We start from the raw sequence: 1,636 nt of genomic DNA, 5'->3' as shown, positions 1-1,636 counted from the left end.
GCGCCATCGAGCCCCCATGGATGGGTTCACGGCGTGTCCTGCCTGCCCACCCCGACCCGGCCAATCCATGACACCCCATCGCCATGACCTGCCGTTGCCGTTGCCGTTGCCGTTGCCGTCGCTTCAAAAGCCTGCCGCAGGCAGCGCCGCAGCCGCCGCTGCAAGGAAACCTGAATGCGTTCCGGCACTCCACCTCAATCCCGCGCGCCCGCGGCCGATAACGGGGGTGTCATGGTGTATTCCGCCGTGGCCGGCTCGGCGCCGCCCGCCTGCTTCAAACTGGTCCTGCTCGATGAACCTCATGCATCGCTGGCAACACTACTTCAGCAATCTCTCCGTCCGGCGCAAGCTCAATCTGCTCACGCTGCTCATCGCGCTGGGCGTGGTCGCGCTGTCGGTGATCGCCGCCCGCATGCAGTACCTCGACCTGACTGAAACGCGCAAGACCTCGCTGAAGACCCAGGTCGAACTGAGTTACGGCATTGTCCAGCACTACCACCGCCTGGCCGGTACCGGCGAGCTCAGCGAAGAGGCAGCCAAGGCCGCCGCCCTGCAGGCGCTGGAGAGGATGCGTGCCGAGAACGACACCTACTACTACAACGTCTACGACACCGGCTACCGGGTACTCATGCACCCGTTCCGCAAGGACCTGGTCGGCAAGGACATGAAGGATTTCCGCACCGATGAAGGGGTGCGCATCTATTACCAGCAGGTCGAGGCAGCCAAGGCCGGGGGCGGCTTCGTCGACTACCGCTGGGCCAAGCCCGGCAGCGAAGGCACCGTCGGCAAGATCGCCTATGCCGGGCTGTTCGCGCCGTGGAACTGGGTCATCAGCAGTGGCGTCTACACGGACGACGTGCAGAAGCAGGCCCTGGTGTTCACCACGATCATGGCGATCTCCGGTGGCGTGGTGGTTCTGATCGTGCTGGCCTTGAGCTGGCTGATCGGCAACCGCATCGCGGTACCGTTGAAGCAGGCTACGGCCGTGGCCGAAGGCATCGCCGCTGGCAGACTGGACAGCCATATCGGCCCGCAGCCGCATGACGAGCCCGGCCGCCTGCTGGATGCGATGTCCGCCATGCAGCGGCAGCTGCACGCCGTGATCGGTGGCCAACGCGAGATGGCACGTCGCCACGACGCCGGTGAACTCAGCTACCGCATCGATGCCAGCGCATTCCCCGGCGAGTATGGGCTGATGGTGCAGGAGACCAATGCGCTGGTCGGGGGCCACGTGCAGACCCTTCATGATGTGCTCGATGTCGTCCAGCAATACGCCATCGGCGATCTGAGCCGTGATATCGCCCGCTACCCGGGCGAGAAGGCGGCGATGACCCACGCCGTCGATACCGTCAAGGACAACCTCGGCCGCATCAATGCCGAGATCAAGCAGCTGGCCGGCGCCGCCGCTGCCGGTGACTTCAGCCGTCGCGGCGACGCACAGCGCTTCGATCACGATTTCCGCACCATGCTGGAAAACCTCAACGCGATGATGGCAGTCAGCGATGAGAACCTCGGCAAGCTGTCACAGCTGCTGCAGTCGATCGCTGCCGGGGACCTCACCGCGCGCATGGACGGGCAGTTCAACGGCGTGTTCGCACGGATGCGTGACGATGCCAATGCCACCGTCACCCAGCTG

Annotated in this window: 1 protein-coding gene; it reads left to right on the top strand. The window is 64.9% G+C overall.

Annotated features, from left to right (window positions below; genetic code table 11):
* Window positions 1–292: 292 nt before the first annotated feature.
* The coding region (locus tag ACVOJ1_RS18940) for a cache domain-containing protein (RefSeq protein ID WP_346480777.1) at window positions 293–1,636 on the top strand (1,344 nt) is incomplete at its 3' end.

It is taken from the genome of Stenotrophomonas sp. STEN225 (assembly GCF_056756445.1).
The sequence above is the reverse complement of the archived record's forward strand: the minus strand, read 5'-3'. Positions and strand labels throughout refer to the sequence as shown.